Annotated in this window: 23 protein-coding genes; 13 read left to right on the top strand and 10 right to left on the bottom strand. The window is 62.4% G+C overall.

Features of this window, described 5'->3' with window-relative positions:
• Positions 1 to 12 precede the first annotated feature (12 nt).
• From WFR25_RS18140 to WFR25_RS18125, 4 genes are all read left to right on the top strand, one after another.
• The gene (locus WFR25_RS18140) at positions 13 to 2202 is read left to right on the top strand and encodes a phage tail protein (protein WP_336972801.1); all 2190 of its coding nucleotides are present in this window, start codon (positions 13 to 15) and stop codon (positions 2200 to 2202) included.
• Between the two features lie 36 nt (positions 2203 to 2238).
• Entirely contained in the window at positions 2239 to 2742 is a 504-nt protein-coding gene (locus tag WFR25_RS18135) for a DUF2793 domain-containing protein (protein ID WP_336972799.1), read from the top strand.
• Positions 2743 to 2916: 174 nt separating this feature from the next.
• Positions 2917 to 3978: an OmpA family protein gene (locus WFR25_RS18130; RefSeq protein WP_336972797.1), complete on the top strand. Its 1062-nt coding sequence runs from the start codon at positions 2917 to 2919 to the stop codon at positions 3976 to 3978.
• A gap of 374 nt (positions 3979 to 4352) precedes the next feature.
• The gene (locus WFR25_RS18125) at positions 4353 to 4895 is read left to right on the top strand and encodes a superoxide dismutase family protein (protein ID WP_336972795.1); all 543 of its coding nucleotides are present in this window, start codon (positions 4353 to 4355) and stop codon (positions 4893 to 4895) included.
• A 19-nt stretch (positions 4896 to 4914) separates the two neighbouring features.
• Here WFR25_RS18125 and thpR read toward each other — a convergent pair whose 3' ends face one another.
• The gene (thpR, locus tag WFR25_RS18120) at positions 4915 to 5466 is read right to left on the bottom strand and encodes an RNA 2',3'-cyclic phosphodiesterase (RefSeq protein WP_336974968.1); all 552 of its coding nucleotides are present in this window, start codon (positions 5464 to 5466) and stop codon (positions 4915 to 4917) included.
• A gap of 126 nt (positions 5467 to 5592) precedes the next feature.
• On the opposite strand from thpR, the gene WFR25_RS18115 reads away from it, so the two are divergent.
• Positions 5593 to 6321: a Bax inhibitor-1/YccA family protein gene (locus WFR25_RS18115; protein ID WP_336972794.1), complete on the top strand. Its 729-nt coding sequence runs from the start codon at positions 5593 to 5595 to the stop codon at positions 6319 to 6321.
• Positions 6322 to 6394: 73 nt separating this feature from the next.
• Here the strand turns inward: WFR25_RS18115 and WFR25_RS18110 are convergent, their stop codons facing one another.
• Together WFR25_RS18110 and WFR25_RS18105 are read right to left on the bottom strand one after the other, a co-directional pair.
• Positions 6395 to 7027: a glutathione S-transferase family protein gene (locus WFR25_RS18110; protein ID WP_336972793.1), complete on the bottom strand. Its 633-nt coding sequence runs from the start codon at positions 7025 to 7027 to the stop codon at positions 6395 to 6397.
• Positions 7028 to 7327: 300 nt separating this feature from the next.
• Entirely contained in the window at positions 7328 to 9385 is a 2058-nt protein-coding gene (locus WFR25_RS18105; protein WP_336972792.1) for a transglycosylase domain-containing protein, read from the bottom strand.
• Positions 9386 to 9506: 121 nt separating this feature from the next.
• Here WFR25_RS18105 and WFR25_RS18100 point away from each other — a divergent pair, with 121 nt between their 5' ends.
• On the top strand, positions 9507 to 9701 hold the full coding sequence (locus tag WFR25_RS18100; RefSeq protein ID WP_336974967.1) for a hypothetical protein: 195 nt from the start codon (positions 9507 to 9509) through the stop codon (positions 9699 to 9701).
• A gap of 10 nt (positions 9702 to 9711) precedes the next feature.
• On the opposite strand, the gene WFR25_RS18095 is transcribed toward WFR25_RS18100, so the two are convergent.
• Positions 9712 to 11007, bottom strand: coding sequence for an MFS transporter (locus WFR25_RS18095; protein WP_336972791.1), 1296 nt, complete (start codon positions 11005 to 11007; stop codon positions 9712 to 9714).
• A gap of 144 nt (positions 11008 to 11151) precedes the next feature.
• Between WFR25_RS18095 and pgsA the strand changes: the two genes are divergently transcribed.
• The 3 genes from pgsA to WFR25_RS18080 are packed head-to-tail and all read left to right on the top strand — an operon-like array spanning position 11152 to position 12425.
• Positions 11152 to 11715 carry a CDP-diacylglycerol--glycerol-3-phosphate 3-phosphatidyltransferase gene (gene pgsA, locus WFR25_RS18090; RefSeq protein WP_336972790.1) on the top strand — a complete coding sequence of 188 codons (564 nt, stop codon included), beginning with the start codon at positions 11152 to 11154 and terminating at the stop codon, positions 11713 to 11715.
• A gap of 6 nt (positions 11716 to 11721) precedes the next feature.
• The gene (moaD, locus tag WFR25_RS18085) at positions 11722 to 11976 is read left to right on the top strand and encodes a molybdopterin converting factor subunit 1 (protein WP_336974965.1); all 255 of its coding nucleotides are present in this window, start codon (positions 11722 to 11724) and stop codon (positions 11974 to 11976) included.
• Positions 11973 to 12425: a molybdenum cofactor biosynthesis protein MoaE gene (locus tag WFR25_RS18080; RefSeq protein WP_336972789.1), complete on the top strand. Its 453-nt coding sequence runs from the start codon at positions 11973 to 11975 to the stop codon at positions 12423 to 12425. Before moaD ends, WFR25_RS18080 begins: the two co-directional genes overlap by 4 nt.
• 6 nt (positions 12426 to 12431) lie before the next feature.
• Here the strand turns inward: WFR25_RS18080 and WFR25_RS18075 are convergent, their stop codons facing one another.
• Entirely contained in the window at positions 12432 to 13361 is a 930-nt protein-coding gene (locus WFR25_RS18075) for a hydrogen peroxide-inducible genes activator (protein WP_336972788.1), read from the bottom strand.
• A 40-nt stretch (positions 13362 to 13401) separates the two neighbouring features.
• Positions 13402 to 14175 (bottom strand): sulfite exporter TauE/SafE family protein, encoded by a 774-nt coding sequence (locus WFR25_RS18070; protein ID WP_336972787.1) that lies wholly within the window; start codon positions 14173 to 14175, stop codon positions 13402 to 13404.
• A gap of 165 nt (positions 14176 to 14340) precedes the next feature.
• Here WFR25_RS18070 and epsC point away from each other — a divergent pair, with 165 nt between their 5' ends.
• From epsC to WFR25_RS18055, 3 genes are all read left to right on the top strand, one after another.
• On the top strand, positions 14341 to 15063 hold the full coding sequence (gene epsC, locus WFR25_RS18065; RefSeq protein WP_336972784.1) for a serine O-acetyltransferase EpsC: 723 nt from the start codon (positions 14341 to 14343) through the stop codon (positions 15061 to 15063).
• A complete protein-coding gene (locus tag WFR25_RS18060; RefSeq protein WP_336972782.1) occupies positions 15063 to 15422 on the top strand; it encodes a DUF2794 domain-containing protein in 360 nt (119 codons plus the stop codon). Before epsC ends, WFR25_RS18060 begins: the two co-directional genes overlap by 1 nt.
• A gap of 98 nt (positions 15423 to 15520) precedes the next feature.
• The gene (locus WFR25_RS18055) at positions 15521 to 15886 is read left to right on the top strand and encodes a hypothetical protein (RefSeq protein WP_336972780.1); all 366 of its coding nucleotides are present in this window, start codon (positions 15521 to 15523) and stop codon (positions 15884 to 15886) included.
• Positions 15887 to 15923: 37 nt separating this feature from the next.
• Here the strand turns inward: WFR25_RS18055 and WFR25_RS18050 are convergent, their stop codons facing one another.
• Positions 15924 to 17282, bottom strand: a complete 1359-nt coding sequence (locus WFR25_RS18050) for a lipopolysaccharide biosynthesis protein (RefSeq protein WP_419723169.1) — start codon at positions 17280 to 17282, stop codon at positions 15924 to 15926.
• A 122-nt stretch (positions 17283 to 17404) separates the two neighbouring features.
• On the opposite strand from WFR25_RS18050, the gene WFR25_RS18045 reads away from it, so the two are divergent.
• The gene (locus WFR25_RS18045) at positions 17405 to 18169 is read left to right on the top strand and encodes a phosphocholine cytidylyltransferase family protein (protein ID WP_336972779.1); all 765 of its coding nucleotides are present in this window, start codon (positions 17405 to 17407) and stop codon (positions 18167 to 18169) included.
• Here the strand turns inward: WFR25_RS18045 and WFR25_RS18040 are convergent.
• From WFR25_RS18040 to WFR25_RS18030, 3 genes are read right to left on the bottom strand one after another with little or no spacing between them, the layout of a single operon-like run.
• Positions 18157 to 18585, bottom strand: coding sequence for an HIT family protein (locus tag WFR25_RS18040; protein ID WP_336972778.1), 429 nt, complete (start codon positions 18583 to 18585; stop codon positions 18157 to 18159). The genes WFR25_RS18045 and WFR25_RS18040 overlap by 13 nt on opposite strands.
• Positions 18582 to 19697: a CDP-alcohol phosphatidyltransferase family protein gene (locus WFR25_RS18035; protein WP_336972777.1), complete on the bottom strand. Its 1116-nt coding sequence runs from the start codon at positions 19695 to 19697 to the stop codon at positions 18582 to 18584. The genes WFR25_RS18040 and WFR25_RS18035 overlap by 4 nt, the downstream gene beginning before the upstream one ends.
• A gap of 20 nt (positions 19698 to 19717) precedes the next feature.
• Positions 19718 to 20791: a glycosyl transferase gene (locus tag WFR25_RS18030; protein ID WP_336972775.1), complete on the bottom strand. Its 1074-nt coding sequence runs from the start codon at positions 20789 to 20791 to the stop codon at positions 19718 to 19720.
• Positions 20792 to 20957 lie beyond the last annotated feature (166 nt).

Genomic DNA, 20957 nt, shown 5'->3' with positions numbered 1-20957 from the left:
AAAGGGAGGCCGATGGCGACTTTATTGCTGACTGCGGTGGGGACGGCGCTGGGCGGGCCGATCGGTGGCGCGATCGGAGCGATGGCGGGGCGGGCGTTCGATCAGGCGGTGTTGTTCCGGCCCAAGGGGCGGACCGGGCCACGGATCAACGATTTGCAGGTGCAGACGTCGAGCTATGGCAGCCAGATACCGCGCCTGTTCGGGACGATGCGGGTGGCGGGGACGGTAATCTGGGCGACCGACCTGCGGGAGACGACAAGCAAGAGCGGCGGCGGCAAGGGGCGGCCCAGCGTCACCAGCTATGAATATGCGGCGAGTTTCGCGGTGGCGTTGTCGGCGCGGCCGATCAGGGCGGTGAAGCGGATCTGGGCGGAGGGTAATTTGCTGCGCGGGAGTGCGGGCGATTTCAAGACCGAACTGGGGGCGTTTCGGGTCCATCTGGGCGGCGAAGATCAGCCTGTCGATCCGCTGATCGCGTCGGCGCAGGGCATTGACCATGCACCTGCTCATCGGGGCATCGCTTATGTGGTGTTCGAGGATCTGGCGCTGGCGGATTATGGCAATCGCATCCCGTCGCTGACCTTTGAGATTGAGGCGGATGAGGGGGCGGTGAAGGTGGTCGCCATCGCGGCAATGCTGAGTGATGGGGCGATCGAGGGCGAAGGGCTGGGCGTCGTTGGCGGCTATGCGGCGAGTGGCGGCAATGTGAGTGAGGCGCTGGTTCCATTGGTTGAGGGGTTCGGGCTGGCGCTGGACGGCACATGGTTGCGCGCTGTTGGGGGTGAGGTCGAGGTGGTTGCGGCGACTTCTTTGTGTAGCCGCGTCAATGGCAGGGCGCGCGATCCGGTGACGAGCCGGAGCGGGATGGCGCAGGATGTGCCGGTGCAACTGTCGCTGCGCCATTATGACGCGGCGCGCGATTATCAGGCGGGTGTGCAGAAGGTGGCGCGACCGGGGCCGGGGCGGGTGGAACAGGGGATCGACATGCCTGCCATGCTGGCGGCGGATGAGGCGCGGGAGCTGGCCGCGGTGCGGCTGCGATCGGCCTGGGCTGGACGCGCGACCATGGAGGTGCAGTGCGGATGGGAGGCGTTGACGATCCGGCCGGGGTCGCTGGTGAGCGTGGGGGGCATTGGCGGGCATTGGCGGGTCGAGGAGCGCGAGTGGGAGGCGATGGCGGTACGATTGACCCTGCGCCGGGTGCCGGGCGGAGCGGTCGGGCTGCCCGAGGGAGCGTCGGGTGGTGCGATCGTGCGCGAGGTGGATGCGCCGCATGGGGCGACGACGCTGATGCTGGTCGATTTGCCTCCGCTGGAGGATGTGGCGGCTACCGGGCCTGTTGTCGTGGCGGTGGCGAGTGGGGGCGCTGGATGGCGTCGGGCAGCACTGTTTTCGCGCGGTGCGAATGGTGTTGCAGAGCCGCTGGGGCGTAGCGCGCTGCGCGCTACGCTGGGGCGGCTGGCAACACCGCTGGCCGCAGGGAGCGCGACGATGATCGACCGGGCGCGGACGTGCGAGGTGGCGCTGCTGGCCGATGACATGGCGTTGGGCAGCAGCGACGAGAGCGGATTGGCGCAGGGGCGGAACCTGTGTCTGATCGGACAGGAATTGGTTCAGTTCGAGGCCGCGGTGCAGACGGGGGCGGGAACCTGGCGATTAAGTGGTCTGCGGCGCGGCTTGCGGGGGAGTGAGTGGGCCATGGCATTGGGACATGGAGAGGACACGCCCTTCCTGTTGGTGGAGCAGGAAAGGTTGGCGGCTATGCCCGCCAGCGCCTTTGCCGGGACGGGCGGGGTGTTGACCGTGTTGGCGATCGGCATTGGCGATGCTGAACCGGCCGAGGCGATGCTGACGGTAAGGGGGGAGGCGATGGCGCCACCCGCGCCGGTGCATGGCCGGGTGAAGTCCGATGGTGAAGGTGGTCTGGTGATGAGTTGGGTTCGGCGCAGTCGGATCGGCTGGACCTGGCGGGACGGTGTGGAAACGCCGCTGGGCGAGGAGGTGGAGCGCTACGGGGGTGCGGTGATGGCTGGCGATACGGCGATACGGACGGTCGAAACGGCCAGTCCGGCCTGGATCTATGATGCAGCGATGATCGCGGCGGATGTAGGCTTTGCGCCTGGAGAGGGGAGGCATCTGGCCCTGTGGCAGATCGGTGCGCTGGGGGCCGGGCGCGCGCTGCGGATCGCGCTGCCTGTCTGAAACAACGAATGACATTTTTGAGGAAGGATCAACAGGATGACGCAGGACGCAACGCCGCGCTGGGACTTGCCGCTGCTTCATGCAGGCCAAGCGCAGAAGGAATTGTTTCACAACGAAGCGTTGGCGCGGATCGACATGCTGCTCCACGGCATTGTTGAAAGCGCGGATCTGGCTGAGCCGCCCGTTTCGCTCGCGATCGGCAACTGCTGGATCGTGGCGGACGGCGCGAATGGCGCCTGGACGGGACAGGACAGCGCAATTGCCTGCTGGACGGAAGGGGGGTGGCGCTTCGTCATGCCGCGTGCGGGATTGGCGATAGGCGTTGCCGATCGCGGACATGCGATGATTTTTGACGGCGCCGACTGGATTGACGGACCGATGCGCGCGGACGGCATGCATGTGGGTGGAAATCGCGTCGTGGGTGAGAGGGTTGCTGCCATCGCTGACCCGGCGGGGGGAAGCACGATCGACGAAGCCTCTCGCGATGCTATCGCCGCAATTTTAACGGCGATGCGAAATCACGGGCTGATCGACGCCTGAGAGAATGGGCTTTTCGCCGTGGATATGTGCCTGCCAACGGCTGCCGAACTCTTGGAAGTTGCTGTTTCTGAGATATTTTTGCAACAGTTTCGGCAATTGTACGCTTGCCATGAAACTTTCCACTCGATAAAGGATTTCAGTAGTCCTTCGTGACACTTTTGAAAGGGGATTTCTATGCGGAAGCTTGCCCTCGCGGCTGCGCTTGCGACCTCCGCCCTGGCCACTCCGGCCTTGGCGCGTGACAATAGCTGGTATGTCGGTATCGACTCCGGCGTAACCATCGTCGAAGACGCCGACCTGACCTTCGATTCCGGTACTACTAGCCGTACCATCAGCGCTGACCATCATAAGGGTCTGGATGCTGATGCCGTGATCGGTTACGATTTCGGTGGGTTCCGTCTGGAAGCAGAAGCGGGCTACAAGCGCGCTGAAGTTGACCTGGACGCCAGCGGCTTCGGTGGCGCCACTTCGGCCCTGTCGTTCATGCTGAACGGCTTGCTCGACTTCGGTCCCGATGATGGCCTGCAGGGCTTCGTCGGCGGCGGTGTCGGCGTTTCGCGCGGCAAGCTCGCCAACGATCTGGTCAACGATTCCGACACCGGTTTCGCTTGGCAGGCAATCGCTGGCGTTCGCTACCCGCTGACCGACCATGTCGATGTCTCGCTGAAGTATCGCTTCTTTAACCAGGACGATATCAAGCTGGTTTCGGCTTACGGCACTGCCCTGGGCGGTCCGGCTGGTTCGTCGGTTGACACCAAGATCCGTTCGCACAGCCTGCTGTTGGGCCTGGCGTACAACTTTGGTGAGCCGGCTGCTCCTCCGCCGCCCCCGCCGCCGCCGCCTCCCCCGCCGCCTCCCCCGCCGCCGCCTCCGCCAGTGGCAGAGTGCAGCCCTGGGCCGTACATCGTGTTCTTCGACTTCGACAAGTCGGACATCACGCCTGACGCGGGCACCATCCTGGACAACGCGGTTTCGGCCTACAGCAATTGCGGTAGCGCCCAGGTCATGCTGGCAGGTTATGCGGATCGTTCGGGTTCGGCCTCGTACAACGTTGGTCTTTCCCAGCGTCGTGCCGATGCCGTCAAGGCATACATGGCGTCGAAGGGTATCCCTGACGGCGTGATGACGACCCAGGCGTTTGGTGAAGCCAACCCCCGCGTCGAAACTGCCGACGGTGTTCGCGAACTGCAGAACCGTCGCGTGGAAATCACCTACGGTCCGGGTTCGGGCCAGTAAGGATCATATCCAGTCCCTTGTGGATTGGGATGACGAGAGGGCCGGTCTTACGACCGGCCCTTTTTCGTTTCCATCTCGTTTTTATAATGAGGGGGTGTGAGCCGAAGCTTGGTTTATCGCGGTGCGCGCGCCCTGTTCAGTCAACGCTCGGTCATTTCACGCTGAAACGCGCAGGCGCTTGGTGTTGATGAAGGGCCTTGCGGTATGCCCGGAGGAATGATGGGCGATACTGAAAGGGCGGTCATCGACAGCAAGATCGGAAGGTCGGATGCTGATCCGCAGCTATCGCGTGACAATCGATCGGCTTCGCGCAACAAAGCTGTCTGTTCCGCGTTCGCGGAAGATTCCCTTTTGAAATGCCCATGGAGATCGTCATGAAAATTGCGCCGCTTCTTTTGAGTCTGCCATGTGCTTTGTCGCTGGGCGCTTGTGCGACCGCCGGGGCTGAAGGGGTGGGGAAGGCGGCGCCCATGGCGCGAGCCTCGTTGATGGCGGGCGATGGCGCGGCGCGCGGTGAAGCGAGCGTGACAGAGGGGAGCGATGGCCTGCATGTGCTTGTCAAAGCCACGGGGCTGACGCCTGGAATTCATGCAGTCCACGTCCATATGACGGGCACCTGCACAGGTCCCGACTTCACCAGCGCGGGCGGCCATTGGAATCCCACTGCACGCAAGCATGGCATGAATAATCCGGCGGGTATGCATATGGGTGACATGCCCAACATGACGGTCGGTGCGGATGGCACGGGCCAGATGGAATATGTCGTCGCGGGTGGCCTCTTGACCACAGGAGCGACGCCCCTGCTGGATGCAGATGGCGCGGCCATTGTCGTTCATGCAGCACCAGATGACAATGTGAGCGATCCGGCAGGGAATGCTGGCGGGCGTGTGGCCTGTGGTGTGCTTTCGCTGTCCTGAACTGACTTTGGGGCGTTCCTTAGAGGGACGCCCCTGGTTCATTTGCCCGATAACGCTCAATCAGTTGATATGTTGACCCGCCCTGACCCAGTTCGCTTTCGAACAGGCAAAAGTCGCGAACCATGAAAGGCGTACTGATCAGTCCTGCGTGCTGAGCCATGAAGTGGTCGGCCGAACCTGCGATGCGACCGAAGCGGGCGAGGGTCATATGTGGCAGATAGGCGCGGCCCTCCGGCGGGAGGCCGCACTGGATACAGGCGCGGTCGATCTTGCGATGCAGATGCTCAAGATGGTCGACGGGGGTGATCCCTGTCCAGAGACTGTCAAGTCGCCCCTTCCGCTGGAAATTTCCCACGCCCGACAGCGCTATCTCGAACGGGGCAAATGCGATGTGATCCAGGGCTACGGCGATGTCTTGCGCCCTGTGGCGATCCACCTCGCCGATATATCGTAGAGTGATATGGAGTTGGGCATCATTCTGCCAGCGGGCACCCTCGATACCCGACATGATTGCCAAAATATTGCTGATAATTGCTGCAGGCGGGCGTATGGCAACAAATAGGCGATGCATTAACCGAGTATAGGCCCGCATATCTGTAGTTGCGAGAGAAAGGCCCGGTTTTGCTTGAAAAGCGCCCCGGCTCATCCGATAATAGACAGGTAACGGCATTGGTGCCGTCAAAGGAGATGATGTGACATGGCCAACTGGTCTGACCCCCGTCCGGGCGTAGCGGGATTTGGCGGCGCCACCGCCGCGCGTGACGTGGCGTTCGACGCCGGTCTGCGATCCTATATGCTGTCGGTTTATAATTATATGGCGAGCGGCGTGCTGCTCACCGGCTTGGTGGCGATGTTCTTCGCCAGCAGCGGCCTGGCGGTGCAGGTGCTGAACACGCCGCTGCGCTGGGTGATCATGTTGTCGCCGCTGGCGATTGTGTTTGCGATGAGCTTTGGCATTAATCGCTTCTCCACGGCGGCTGTGCAGGGGATGTTCTGGGCCTTCACGGTGCTGATGGGTCTCAGCATGTCGTCGATCTTCCTGGTGTTCACGGGCGTTTCGATCGCCCAGACCTTCATTGCGACGGCGGCGGCTTTCGTCGGTCTGAGCCTGTGGGGCTATACGACCAAGAAGGATCTGTCGGGTATGGGCACCTTCCTGATCATGGGTGTCGTCGGCCTGTTGGTCGCCATGCTCATCAATATGTTCCTGAAGTCGACCGCGATGCAGTTTGCGATCAGCGCCATCGGCGTGCTGCTGTTTGCCGGCCTGACCGCCTATGACACGCAGAAGATCAAGTCCATGTACGCCTATGTCGCGGGCACGGACATGATGGGCAAGACGGTCGTGATGGGCGCGTTGAGCCTGTATCTGGACTTCATTAATATGTTCACCTTCCTGCTGAACTTCATGGGCAATCGCGACTGATCGCGGCAGTCATATGAGAAAAAAGGCCCGGCGGAGCGATCCGCCGGGCCTTTTTGTTGTCAGCGGTTGGGTGTCAGTCGGTTTTGGCCTGCATCTTCGCGATCAGGTCCGTATCGATGGCCTTGGCACGCTGATAGGCGGGGCGCTCCCGCAGGCGGGTGGCGTAGGCCTCGAACACCGGCCGGGTTGGAATGGATTTGAACATCAATCCCCAGTCCACCTGTGAACCGACATAGACATCTGCGGCGGTGAACTGGTCGCCGCAGAGCCAGGCATTGCAGGATACCGCCTTTTCCAGCGTATCGATCGCACGATCGAAATTGCCATAGCCGGCCATACGGCTGCGATCTTCGCTGACTTCGAAACCTAGCGCGCGGTTTGTGACGGCCGCTTCGACCGGACCAGCGGCAAAGAAGAGCCAGCGATAATAGGCGGCGCGGCTCGTGGTTGGCGGAGCAAGGCCGAATTCGGGGAATGCATCGGCCAGATAGGCGCAGATCGCGGCGGCCTCTGTCACGACTTCGCCATTATGGACAATGGCAGGAACCTTGCCCATCGGGTTGATCGCCAGATAATCGGGATCCTGCATGTCGCCTTCGTAGGACAGCACGACCGTTTTATAGGGTACGCCAGTCTCCTCCAGCATCCAACGGGCGATCTGCCCGCGCGACATGGGGTTGGTGTAGAAGGTCAGATTGGCGGTCATGGGACTCTCCTGTGCGGCGCAGATGGCGCAGCGTGACGTAAAGCATCGCGATGCGCTACCCGGTTTCGATCAGCGCTATGCGTGGTCGGGAGGGAGCGAAGGTGGATGGCTATCGATGACTAGTGGACATTAAATTTAAAGAATGAAGGCACATAACGCGCCCATTCCGCTCTCCACCTATCCCGGACGTCCTTAGGCTGGTTCAACTGCGCCAGCTATGCGGGTACGCGCGACTGATCTGCGCCTAAGCCCGCCCTCTCGCCTGACGTGGAGACTTGCATCGCTTCATGCATCGCACTCCTATTGCGGCACTGGCTCCTCCTCGCCCAGCGGAGGCTGAGTGGGTGCGATGCGCGGTGGCGGCGCTGTGTCGGGAAGGGGGGTATCGGTCGGCAGGCGCAGCGTACCGTTCGGGCCTAGCCGGACCGTCATGCCTTCGCTGTCGATCCCCAGCGTCATGTTGCCTACGCCCGTTTCGACCGTGACATTGGCGATGGCATTGACCAGATCGCTGTCCTGTTCCGCCGGTTCGACCTGCTCGACCGGCTCATTGATCGCGCGGCCCATGAAATCGCGCCAGATGCGCGCGGGAATGCCGCCTCCCGCCGCGCCACCGGGTAGCGGGGCGTTGTCATCATTGCCGATCCAGACCGCCGTTACCAGCCCACCGGCATAGCCGACGAAGATCGCGTCGCGGCTGTCCTGGGTTGTGCCGGTCTTGCCGAATGTACTGGTCCGCAAGGCGGCCGCGCTACCGGTGCCGCGATTGGCGGCGGATGACAGGAGGTCGCGGATCATGCCCAGTTGATCCTCGCCAAAGCGGCGCTGCCGATCCATCAGTTTTTCGAACCAGCCGCGTTCTTCGGGCGGCAGGCCGTGTGCCATCACAGGATAAGCCCCCGCCGCGACTGACGCATAGGCTTCGGCCAGTTCGATCAGCGGAATTTCAGACGTACCCAGCGCAAGGCTCAAATCCTCGGTCAAGGGCGCGGTGACGCCCAGGTCACGGGCGACCTTGATGACCTTGTCCACGCCCACTTTCTGCGTCAGGCGAACGGCGGCGACGTTGCTGGACACGGCAAAAGCTTGCCGCAAGGTGATGCGACCGCGATATTTGCCACCATGATTGGCCGGGCGATAGGTGCCGGTGGTGATCGGCGTGTCGTCAATCTCGTCCTCCGGCGTCATGCCTTCCCGGAAGGCGGCGAGATAGACGAACAGTTTGAAGGTCGATCCGGGCTGGCGCTTTGCCTGCACCGCGCGATTGAAGCTGCTGGTCTTGTAATTTTTGCCGCCGACCATCGCGACGACGTTGCCATCGGGCTTCATCGCCACCAGCGCGGCCTGCGCCTGCCCAAGCGGCGCGCGGCGGATTGCGGCCTCGGCCAGCCGCTGGATGCGCCAGTCGAGCGTCGTCGTCACATTTTGCGCGCCATAGACGGCGCCTGCGCGGTCGCGCGCTTCGGGCAGAACCCAGTCCGCGAAATAAGTACCGCTGGTCGATTCCGGTTCCTCCCGCACGTCGAGGCGGGCGGGACGCAGGGCGTTGCGGTCCGCCGTTGTCAGATAGCCCGCGTCCACCATCGCCTGCGTCACCAGATTGGCGCGCGTCCGTGCGCCCTTGAGGTTGGAGGTGGGAGCGAGTCGCGAAGGCGCCTTCAGCAAGCCCGCCATCATCGCCGCCTGGGGGATCGTCAGCCGTTCCGGTTTCCGGTTGAAATAATGGAGCGAGGCCGCGCGCAGGCCATAAACATTATCGCCGAAATAGACGTTGGAGAGATAGCGCTCCATGATCTCGTCCTTGGTCAGCCACGCCTCCAGCCAGAAGGCGATCAGCGCCTCGCGCGCCTTGCGGCCGAAGGTGCGGTCGCTGGACAGGAACACGCCCTTCGCCAGTTGCTGGGTGATGGTGCTGCCGCCCTGAGACGAGCCATCGGACCAGAGATTATGCCAGGCCGCGCGCGCGATGCCGCGGGGGTCGATGCCCCAATGGGTGCGGAAGCGCCGATCCTCGATCGCCATGAACGCCTGGGGTACATGAGGTGGCAGTTCGACGACGGTGACAGGCTTGTCGATCACCGCGCCGCGCCGGGCGATCAGGTGCCCGTCCGCCGACATCAGGCTGATGCTGGGCGGGGCGATGGGTTGCAGGGAGCGGGACAGGGGCGCCGTCACCGCCAGCCAGGCGATGATCAGCAGCAGCAGCGCGACCAGCCCGGCGAGCACCCAGCCGACGATCCGCATCCGCTTCTTCCACGGCATGGGCGGCGCAAAGGCGCTGGGCGGACCCGCGCCAAAGGGCTGATCCGGCGCGGGCGTGGGGATCGGGTGAGGGGGTGGAGTGAAAGCGTCGTTCATGCGTTCCGCGATGCTGTATTATATAGGTGATACAGTCAAGCCTGTCCCGGCGCGGGACAGGTTTTTGTTAACCCTGTTTGCCAGTGGCCGAAAAGGTAAAGAAAGCGTTAACGTCTCTATCATGCGAACACGTCCTCTGGTCCTCACCACCGAATCGGCCCGGCATCCCTTTCGCCAGCGGCTGCCCGCCCATGTATTTCGCATCGATGCGGACGGGAAAGAGGCCAGGCGTCAGGCGAATGACGATCAGGACTGGAAGCTCTTCATGTTGAGCTTTTCCGCTTTTTTCACGGCCTTCTATAGCTTCATCGCCTGATCCGCGCCCGTCAGTCGCAGGCGCAATGCAGCCGCCACGCCAGCCAGGCGCAGGGCGGGCACATGGCCGCGACCAGCAAGAGTTGATCGATGACCGACATGCCTGCAATGCTGAGGCCGATGGCGATCAGCGAGCCGACGACCATCGCGCCCGAATTAACGATATTGTTGGCGGCGACCGTCCGCGCGGCCTCACACTTTTCGACGGTAGTGGTCAGGAAGGCGTAGAGCGGTACCACGAACATGCCCCCGAAGGTCGCCACGCCCAGCAGGCAGGCCGACAGCGGGATCGCCATGGGGTGATTGAGGAAATCGTGGAAGGACAGGAGGTGCCCGTCGGGCGCGGCGACCCAGAAGCGGCAGACGAGGTGAAAAGCGATGAGGCAGGCGGCCATGCCGATCACCGATGCGGGCGCGTATTTCGCCGACACATGGCCCCCCAGAAGCCGGTTGATCGCGATCGAGCCGATGGCGATGCCGATCGAGAAAATGGCGAGGAACAGGCTGGCAACAGCCTTGTCGGCGGTCAGTACATTCTTCACCAGCGGCGGGAACTGGATGAACAGCACTGCGCCGATCGTCCAGAAGAAGCTGATCGACATGATCGCCAGGAACAGTCGCCGTACATGCATGGTCCCGCGCACCAGCGTGATGGACGACCGGATGATGTGGAAGTCGATGGGCTGCGGCACCATCAGCGACGGGGCGGGGGGCACCGAGCGCCCGGCGAAATAGCCGATGCAGGCGGTGACGATGACGCCGATCGCCGCGGCCTCGATCGGGATGATCCCGGCCAATATGGTGCCGGCGAGAATGGCAATATAGGTGCCCGCCTCGACCAGTCCCGTCCCGCCCAGCACTTCGTCATCGTGCAGATGCTGGGGCAGAATCGCATATTTGATCGGGCCAAAAAAGGTCGAGTGGATACCCATGGCGAACAGCGCGGCGAGCAGCAGCGGGATGGCGAGGCTATGGACAGCGAAGCCGGTCCAGATCAGCGAAAGGCCGATGGCCCCCACGATCATGATCCCGATTTCCGCCGCCTTTACGATACGAATAATCTTCGCCTTGTCCCGCTGATCCGCGAGTTGGCCTGACAGGGCGGATAGCAGGAAGAAGGGCAGGATGAAGACGCCGGTCGCGATCGCGCTGAACCAGGTTTCCGATCGCTCGTCATTATAAACGCTGTACACGACGAACAGCACCATGGCGTTCTTGAACAGATTGTCGTTGAAGGCGCCGAGGAGCTGAGTGATGAAAATCGGCAGAAAACGCCGCTTGTTCAATAGCCTGAGAGAGGCCTGCATGGGCAAGGGGGTCTTTTTTCTGTGATAAGGCGAGGGGATGTCTAGCCGCTGCCTGCGCGCCTGTCCAATGATAGAGGAGCCTTCCGTCGCCGGCGCGCGCGCACCGACTTGTGCGTTCGCGCGGACTGTGGCAGGCGCTTGACCATGCTGACGCTGCCAAATTTGCTGACGCTTTCGCGCATCTTCACAGTCCCGCTGCTGGTTGCCCTGCTGTGGCCGGGCGATAATGGCGCGCGCTGGACGACCGGCTATGCGCTGGCGTTCGCGCTTTATTGCCTGATGGGCATCACCGATTATTTCGATGGCTATCTGGCCCGCGCGCAGGGCACGGTGTCGAAGCTGGGTGTTTTTCTGGATCCGATTGCCGACAAGATCATGATCGGTGCGGTGATCCTTATGCTGGGCACGACCCGTGACATAGCAGGCATCCATATCGTTGCTGCGATGATCATCCTGCTGCGTGAGATCGCGGTGTCGGGGCTGCGCGAATTTCTGGCGGGATTGCAGGTATCGGTACCGGTGTCGAAGCTGGCCAAGTGGAAGACGACGTTTCAGATCGTGTCGCTGGGCGCGTTGATCCTGGCGGGCGCGGTGCCGCATTATCCGTTCGTGCAGATGGTGGGGATCGTGACGCTGTGGGCCGCGGCCATCCTTACCGCCATTACCGGCTGGGACTATCTGCGTGTCGGCATCCGGCACATGGACTGACCGATGATGCTGACCATCCTCTATTTCGCTTGGGTGCGGGAGATGATTGGCCTCGACGAAGAGCGAATCGAGCGGCCCAGCCCTGACACCACCGTGGCCGACCTGATCGACGCGCTGGCTGATCGGGGTGGAGGCTATGCCGAGGCGCTGGCTGACCGGGCGCGGGTGCGGGTTGCGATGGATCAGACGTTCGTGTCCCTTGATATGCCCGTTGGTGAAGCGCGCGAACTGGCGATCTTTCCACCGGTGACGGGCGGATGAGCCGGGTCTCGATTCAGGAAGAGGATTTCGACGTCGCGGCTGAACTGGCGGCGCTGGAGGCTTCTGGCGGTGGCGGTGTCGCAAGTTTTACCGGGATCGTGCGGGGTGAGGGCGGGCTGACCGCGCTCCAGCTCGATCATTATCCGGCGATGACCCAGGGGCAGGTCGAGCGAATCGTGGAACAGGCGCAGGAGCGCTGGCCGCTGCTGGCGGTGCGTGTGATCCACCGCGTCGGGCGGTTGGGACCGGGGGAGCGAATCGTCTTTGTCGGGACAGCATCGCGGCATCGGACGGCGGCGCTGGAAAGCTGCGCCTTTCTGATCGACTGGCTGAAATCCGCCGCGCCCTTCTGGAAGAAGGAGCATTTCGCCGATGGGGTGTCCCGCTGGGTCGAGGCGCGGGCAGAGGATGAGGTGCAGAAGGCGCGGTGGGATCCGCCTGTCGCCTGACGGTGATTACGCGGCTTGCGCCGTTTGTCCCACCGGGCCAGCGGCAGCGCGGAGCAGATCGGCCATCAGGCGAAACTCCTTTTCGCGCGGACTGTTGTGGCGCCAGACCAGCGCAATATCGCGCGCTGCATTTTCTGAGCGAAGCGGCCGGGCGACGATGCCGGTATGCTCCAATATGCCGCCCGCAATCGCCATTTCAGGCAGCATCGTCAGCCCCAGGCCATTGTCGACCATCTGCACCATCGTGTGGAGAGAGGTGCCCATCATCGTCGCCTCCGCTCGCAATTCCGGGCGGTTGCAGGCGGCGAGCGCATGGTCCTTAAGGCAATGGCCGTCCTCCAGCAGAAGCAGGCGGCTTTCGTCGATCATCTCCGGCGTGATCCATTCTGGCGGATCGCGTGGATCATCGCGCGGGAAGGCGACGTAGAGCTTGTCCCTGAACAAAATCTCACGATCCAGCTCGCCCAGCGCATAGGGAAGCGCCATCAACACGCAGTCGACATGGCCGTGCCGCAGCGAATCGAGCGAGGCCTGCGTCACTTCCTCGCGCAGATAGAGTTTAAGCTCGGGACGCTCTGCCCGCAGGCGCGGTAGCAGGCGGGGCAGGAGGAAGGGGGCGATAGTGGGGATGACGCTCATCCGCAGTTCGCCGGTCAGCGGCTTGCCCGAAGCCTCAGCAATGGCGGACAATTCTTCCGCTTCGCGCAGGACGCGGTGTGCCTTTTCAGCGATACGGTCGCCCAGCGCGGTGAAGCGGACCACGCGGCGCGTGCGCTCTACCAGGGTGATGCCGACCAGCGACTCCAGTTCGCGAATGCCGGCCGACAGGGTGGATTGCGTGACATAGCAGCTATCGGCCGCCTTGCCGAAATGACCATGTTCCTTCAGCGCGACCAGATATTGGAGTTGCTTGAGGGTCGGCAGATAGCTGGACATTTAAGTGACTTCCTCAATCAGAAAGTCGAATATAAGTGCCTTAGCCGATATATCCAAGCCATTTGGCGAAGCCGAATGCGGAGGTGAGCGTCAGGACCACGCCGACCGACGTCAGCAGAATACGCGGTGCGACATGGCGGGCGAGCATCGCGCCAAAGGGCGCGGCCACCACGCCGCCGATCAGCAGGCCGACCGTGTAGGTCGTGAACGTCTCCCATCCCAGATGGAACAGGAAGGTGATGCTGATCGAGAGTGTCAGAAAAAATTCAACGCTGTTGACGGTGCCGATCGTATGCCGGGGGCTGGACCCCTGAAGCAGCAGGTTCGACGTGACGACCGGTCCCCAACCACCGCCGCCGGTGGCGTCCATGAAACCGCCGATCAGGCCGAGCGGCGCGACCAGACGAGGGTTTTTATGCTTGGGAGGGATGCGGAAACCGCGCCAGACCAGATATATGCCGATGGCGAGCAGATAGACCTGGATGAAGGGCTTGATGACGTTTCCATCGATGTTGGACAAGAGATAGGCGCCCGCGACGCCGCCGACGATGCCGGGGATCAGCAGCTTGGCAAACAGGTTCCAGTCCACATTGCGGTGCAGAATGTGGCTGACGGCCGAAACGCCGGTCGTGAATGTCTCAGCCGCGTGAACGCTCGCAGAAGCGCGGCTGGGGGGCAGGCCAAGCGCGAGCAATAATGTGGACGAGATCACGCCATAGGCCATGCCCAGCGCGCCATCGATAATTTGCGCCCCGAAACCGACGAGAATGAAAGGCCATAGATCACTGGCATTCGTCGAGAGGGCGTCGATCATTCGGTGGCCTTTTTACTAATTGTCTACCTGTTAGATAGGAAATTCAGGCTTTGCAAAGCAAGTTTCTATTGGAGGTACCCAAGGGGAATTAAGGGGGCATCTGGAAAAATTGCGGCTTTGCGACTATGTATCCGCAACAAGGTTCAGGGTTTAAAGGGCGCGTGTATGCTCCGCAATTTCATTGCCTATCTGGATTCGGTCAAGTCGCGTGATCCCGCGCCGCGATCGCGCGCCGAAATCCTGCTCTATCCGGGCGTCTGGTCGCTGGTTTTCCACCGGGTGGCGCACAGGCTGTATCGGGTGCGGCTGTATTTTCTGGCGCGACTGGTGAACCATATCGCTCGTTTCCTGACCGGCAACGACATTCATCCGGGCGCGAAGATCGGCAAGCGCTTCTTCATCGACCATGGCTTTACCGTGATTGGTGAGACGGCGGAAATTGGCGACGATGTAACGCTGTATCAGAATGTCACGCTGGGCGGGACCGACCCGGCCAATGGCATAGCGGGCAAGCGGCATCCCACGTTGATGGATGGCGTGATTGTCGGGTCCGGTGCGCAGGTGCTGGGACCGGTGACGGTCGGCGCACGCGCCCGCGTCGGCGCCAATGCGGTCGTGACCAAGGATGTGCCGGAGGGGGCGACGATGGTCGGCATCCCGGCACGGCAGATGCTGGTCGATGTCACGGCCTATCAGCGCGATTTCCTGCCCTATGGCACGCCTTGCAGCGATTGTTTCGACCCTGAAAAGCAGAAGCTGGAACTGTTGCAGTGCGAGGTCGAGCAACTTCGCAAGCGGCTGGCCGAACTGATCGTGGAACGCGAGGCCCCGTCCGCGGCGAAGGATGAAGGCGATATGCCGTTGTTCAAGGAACGCGACCGGGCCTGATGTCCAATGTGACACCGTTCCCGGCGCAGGGTGGCCAATCCGGTCATAGAACCGCAGGGCAGATCGGATTCGACCGGCTGGAATTGCAACGGATCATGGATCTCTATGGTCGAATGGTGTCGGCGGGACACTGGCGCGACTATGCGATTGATCTGGGCAAGGATGCGGCGATCTTCTCCGCCTTCCGCCGCGCGACCGAACGACCCGAATTTCGAATCGAGAAGCGCCCTGCACTACGCTTGCGGCAGGGCATGTGGGCGCTGATCGGCGAGGCCGGGGCCGTGCTGAAACGCGGGCAGGAACTGCATGGCGTGCTGGCGCCGGTGGAGCGCAAACTGTTACGGATTGTTGGGGACTAGGGCGAATTTCTTCTCCTTGTGTTGTTCCCATGCGCGCCGGAAAAGGGCTAGGACGCAGCGCTGTAGAGTAAAGGTTCGACAAGGGATTCGGCGCCGGCATGTTTCGAGTTGATTATGATATTCCCGCCAATCTGTTGATGATCAGTGTGAGTGGGTTCATGAAACCCGAAGATGCCTTGCGCCTTGCAGCGGTTGTCGATGCGAAGGCGCGCGAGGCGCATGCGGTCCGCGATGATTTCAACGTGATCGTGGAGTCGCTGGAATTTCCAGTGCAGGCGACGGATGTTGCCGAATTGCTGACGGGAATCATGCAAAGGGGAATCGTCCTGACGTCCGGCCGCGCGGCGGTGATCGTCGGTAGCCAACTCAACAAATTGCAGGCCGAGCGGACCCTGGCGCATCCTCGCGTGCAGGTTTTTTCATCGATGGATGCGGCGCAGATTTGGCTCGACCAAAAGGATTAAGCTTTCTCGCGCGGCAGGAGCGCGGTGGGGCGGGGAGTCAGGATGTGCCGCCGCGCATCATCCTGCGGCTGGCCCAGCCCATCATGAAGAAGGCGACGATCGAGGATGCCAGATTGGCAAAGGCCGCGCCGATCGTGTCGTAAAGCGGTAGCAGCACGGCGAGCAGGACGAACATCAGCAAAGTTGCAACGAAGGTGATGCGAAGCGACAGGCGCGCGCCGTCGGTCGCCATAAGGAGGGGGCGATAGCTGACGCCCACAAGGTCGATCGACGCGGCGACGCCCAGCACCAGCAATAGCGGATAGGCGGGGAGGAAATCCTTGCCCGCGATCAGGCCCAGCAGCGGGTGGCCGACGGCGAGGATCAGCAGGATGATGACCGCGCCAGCGATCAGCGCCAGCCGGTTGGTGCGGCGAAACAGGGTGCGCAGTTCTGCGGTGCCTTCATGGCTGTGGGTGCGCGCCAGTTCCACGAAGATGCTGCGGGAGAGGAGGCCCGAAATCTTTGTGAGCGAGGCGGAGAGCTGATTGGCGAGGCGATAGAGGCCCGCGCCGGTAGGGCCGACGAATATGCCGATGAACAGTACAGCGACTTGCTGGCCCATTGAAGAGAGTGTCACTTGCAGGTTGGTGGCGGTGAGAAAGCCGACGAGGCCAGGATTTTCGGTCCGGGCATCCAGCGTGTGGCCTGCGCGCCATGATCCCATCCGGCCTTTGCCTGCCCGCAATGCCAGCCACCAGTAGCTGATTGCGCAAAGCAGTTCCGCGCCAGCCCAGGCGAGCAGAAAGCCTGCGATGGACGGGCCAGCCGCCAGCACGGCGAGCGCACCGATCATCCGGCCGATGGGCACCATCGTTTCAGCGAGCGCCCCCGCGTCAAAGCGGTCGAACAGGCGCAATATGCCCATCGGTGTCGATCGGATCGTCAGCAGCATGACCGCACAGAAGAGGATCGCGTCGATCGCCATGTCGCGCGACAGATCCATCATAGGCCCGAAGATCAGGGTCAGTGCCGCCGCCAGCGCGCAGCCGACGATGGCAGAAACCAGATCGACCAGAATGCAGAAGCGGGCGAGGCGATTGAGTGCGTGCCCGCCCTCTGCCGCGTCCGCCGCCTTCAGATGTTCCTGCCCATAGCGGATGATGATCTGCCAGCTTTCGAAGGATACCAGCGTCTTGATCGCCTGCGCGGCGGAGAGGACCAGGGCGAAGCGGCCGAAGTCGGCCACGCCCAGGGTGCGTGTGGCGATGGCGAGATAGACGATGGAGAGGATCGCGCCCACGCCCTTGCCGCCCAGCAGCCAGCCGGTGTTGGCAAGAATGCGCGCGAAGCCGCTGTTCGCGCCTGAATCGCCAGCTTTGGAGTTTTTGGCCGCTACGCTGTCGGGCTTGCTCACGTCTGTTTCATGCTCCGGCGCCGGACGGTCCGGCGCGGCCTATCTAGGGTGATGGTCGCCAAACGGCAAATGTCCGCAGTTGGCGATTGTCCACAAAGGCAAGTTTGCGGTAGAGCGCGCGCATGAGCATCACCAAAGCCATCATCCTTTCCGCGGGGCAAGGCTCACGCCTGTTGCCGCTGACGCGCGACGTGCCCAAATGCATGATCGACTTCAACGGTCGCAGCCTCATCAGTTGGCAGGTCGCGGCACTGGTCGCCAATGGCGTGACCGATATCGTCGTCGTCACCGGCTTTCGCACCGAGCGGGTCGAGGATCATGCGCTGCAACTCTATCGCGACACCGGCGCGCGGATACGGACGCTGTTCAACCCCTTCTTTCAGGTTGCCGATAATTTGGGCACCTGCTGGATCGCGCGGGAGGAGATGGATCAGGACTTCATCATCCTGAATGGCGACACGATCGTGTCGGACGAGATCGTTGCGAAGCTGATCGTGGGCGCGACTGGGCCGATCACCGTCACTGTCGATGTGAAGAGCGACTATGATGATGACGACATGAAAGTGAATCGGGATGCCGAGGGCCGCCTGCACGCCATCGGCAAACGTCTGCTACCCCCCGACACCAATGCCGAATCGATCGGGATGCTGGCCTTTTGTGGCGAAGGTCCGGCGATCTTCCGCAACCAGATCGACCAGATGATGCGGACGCCGGAAGGGGTCGAGCGCTGGTATCTGCGCGCCATCGACATCATTGCCAAGGGCAACAGTGTCGGCACCGTGTCGATCGAGGGGCTGGAATGGCAGGAAGTCGACTTCCATCAGGACGTTGAGGCAGCGACGGCGTTGACGGCGAAATGGGTCGAGGAAGGCCGTTACACGAAGTAGGGTTTCAACCATGCCAGCAGGGTGTCGCGCTGGGCGGCGTCCAGCTTGACCGCGCTGGCGAGATCCGGTTGGCCCGGCCATCCGGCGTCGGGGACCGTTAGTCCTGCGCTGCTGCGTGTGCCCTCATAACGGGGCAGGACGTGGAAATGGACGTTGGGGTCCACCATCATCAGCATCAGATAGTTGATCCGGCTGTAATCGATCGCAGCTTTAAGGGCGGTTTCGATGGCGTTGGTCACGATCGCCAGTTCGGCATGGGCCTCAGGAGGCAAATCACCGAAGGCGGTGGCGTCGGACTTTGCCGCCAGCACCAGCGATCCCAGCGTCGGCTGGGCGGGGCGCAGGAGGATGAGCCAGTGCGTATATTCGCAGACCAGCGTGTCGGGCCAGCCGAACTTGACGATTGTTTCGTTCATGCGCCTTGCTCCAGCCAACTGGTGATCGTCTGCCCGCGCGCCTTCAACCAATAGGCCTGGAGCAGTTGGAAGAGGTGGACGGCGAGCGAGAGGCCGGTCCACCAGGCGACGGCGATGATACCCCAATCGGGGCGTCCCGCCAGCATGGAGGCGAACAGGATCACCATGTTGGGATTGCGCCGTGCGGTGATGAGGCGGAACCAGGTGTCGAAGGGCCGCCAGACATGGATATGCATGCCAAAGCCGGTGATGAACGCACCCTCGATCAACCGCTGGAGGACGTAGCCCGCGAAGATCACGCCCATGACGGTCCAGAAGGTCGCAGGCGACAGCGCCAATCCCCATGTCGCAAGGCCGACACCCCAAGCGTACCACCAGAAGGGCGGGTGGACGAGGTCGACGCCATGGTCGATCACATGGCCCCATTTGGAAGAGGTGATGGTGCAGCGCGCCAGCTTTCCGTCGACCGTGTCCAGCACCATGAAGACGAAACCAATCAGCATCCCGGTCCAGTAATGGCCATAAGCGAAGAGGAAGGTTGCGGCGATGCAGCAGGTAACGCCAATGACTGACACCATATTCGGGGTCATGCCGATCCGTGCAGCAATCCGCGTCAGGATGAACGCCAGTTCGGGCCACAGATATTTGGTGAGCAGGTCGGTCACGCCCTTATACGCGCCGAAATAGCTTTGTCGTTCGATCGCAGCGCGGGTCTGCGGGGTCAGTTCGGTGACGAAAGGCGCTTCCAGCTTGCGAAGCTGGTCGTTGTAGATGCGTTTGCCGTCGGCAAGGTCGATGATGGTCACGCCCTGCGCCGCGACTGGGCGTTCGACGGCAATCTCCACGGGCATCTGGCCGACCACCAGCACGCCGTTGCGGGTGAAGACCGTACCCGGCTCGGCGATCACCTTGCGTAGCAACAGCGGGTCGAACACGAAGGCAAGATTTACGGCCAGGCAATGATCCGCGGCCAGTTGCTTGCTGCTCTTTGCCGCCTCGTTTGCCATGCGGCGGATACGCTCGGCATTGGTCATGCCCCAGATGCGGGTGTCATTCTGTCCGATCAGCCGGATCTGTCCGAGCGGCGATTGCGGGTTGCTGTCGGTGGTCATGCTGTTTCCGGTCGTCCTGCTCAGTCGGTGCGCGCCGCCACCGCGCGGATGGCGTCCGCCTGGCGTCGGGAGGCGGGCACTGGCCCATCGTTGATCGCAAAGCGCATAGCCGCCTTCTGCACGCTTTCAAACTGCGACTGCATCGCGGCGGCACGGGAAAGGGCGGTTGGCAGGTCGGCAAGCGTGTCGATCACCTGCCCCAGCGTGAAATGGGCGAAGTGCGGATCGTCCATCCAATCATGCTGGTCGAGGTTCAGGAACAGGCAGGGGCGCGGGCGCAGAATGAACTCATAGACCTGACTGCTGACGTCGCCCAGATAGAGGTCGGCGCTGTTGGTGTAGCTCATGTCGATCGAGCGGACGGACCCCATGTCGAGGAGGATATGGGGGGCGTCCGTGCGGATCGGGGGAATGCGCTGCGCCAGCTTTGTATGCGGCGCGATCACGACATTATAGCCCTTGAGCGACTCCAGTGCCGCCAGCACCTTTGGGCCATGCCGGACCCAGGAGGATAGCGCGGCGTCGAAATGCGGGTTGTAGAGGATGACGGGCAGGTCGTTGTCGAACAGCGTCTGGCGCGCTGCCATCACCTCGAACTTCGCATAGCCACAGGCGGTCACGCGGTCGGGCGTCTGAAGGCCCAGCGCGATCATCCGCTCCCGGTCCTTGTCGCCCGCGACCAGCACCAGGTCGAAGGCGGCATGGGCGTTCTTGTAGCCGCCCGCCCGGTCGCCCGCGCCATGTTTGATCTCGACCAGCTTTGAACGGAAGCCGGGGAAATGGCGCAGGATGGCGCTGGATGTTTCGGTGGTGACGATCGTTGGGTAGCGACGGATGGTTGGATAGTTGAGCGCCAGAGTCGCGAACCGCGAGGGCATGGTAAACAGCGAATCGGGCTTGAAGGTCGGGCGACGGAGAAGAACCCGCCCTATGCGCCCTTCCGGGTCGTGATCGGCAACAATATGCAGGATGGCGTGGGAGGGGGACAGGACATCGACCCGCGCGCCGCTATCGCGCGCGAGTGCCAATGCGGCAGGCAGCCAGTGATAAAGCTGCTGCGCCTCTGCAATGGCCAGGAAGGCAATGGGGGGCATATTCGCGCTGCGTTCCGTCATTGGCAAGCCGTTTTACGCCCCTTCATGGGCTATCCTATGGCCTTGCACTGGCTGGCCCCTTCGCGCAAGCATCGCCAATTATGCTGCACCAGCGCTGGACCTTTCGATATTATTTGGTATGCGGGCCGCAGAAAAAGCCGATCGC

This window comes from Sphingobium aromaticiconvertens (assembly GCF_037154075.1).
GTDB lineage: Bacteria > Pseudomonadota > Alphaproteobacteria > Sphingomonadales > Sphingomonadaceae > Sphingobium > Sphingobium aromaticiconvertens.
The sequence above is the reverse complement of the archived record's forward strand: the minus strand, read 5'-3'. Positions and strand labels throughout refer to the sequence as shown.